Annotated in this window: 1 protein-coding gene; it reads right to left on the bottom strand. The window is 41.3% G+C overall.

Annotated features, from left to right (window positions below; genetic code table 11):
* A partial coding sequence (locus tag ACZ2IA_RS23035; protein WP_470294907.1) for a MobA/MobL family protein occupies window positions 1-255 on the bottom strand: 255 nt, incomplete at its 3' end.
* Window positions 256-264: the final 9 nt, after the last annotated feature.

The raw sequence follows: 264 nt of genomic DNA, 5'->3' as shown, positions 1-264 counted from the left end.
TGCTATTATTTCCCAGTTAACTCGCCAGGCTTCAATATTTTCTCTATTATTCCATTCTCTTTGTTTGTTCCCAAATCCATTTGGGCTAACAGTTCTTAAAGTTAGCATTACATGAGCATGAGGGTTATGACTATCAAGATCATGAAATGCTATGTCTGCAATCATTCCATAATCCACGAAATTTTCTTGGCAGTAATCGAGGACGATCTGCTTCTTCTGGCCGTCGTCCAGCTCCTTGGGGATGGCTATGTCCACATAGCGACA

The organism is Crenobacter sp. CS_VA4 (assembly GCF_055597485.1).
Note: the sequence above shows the minus strand (reverse complement) of the source record. Positions and strands in the feature narration are given on the sequence as shown.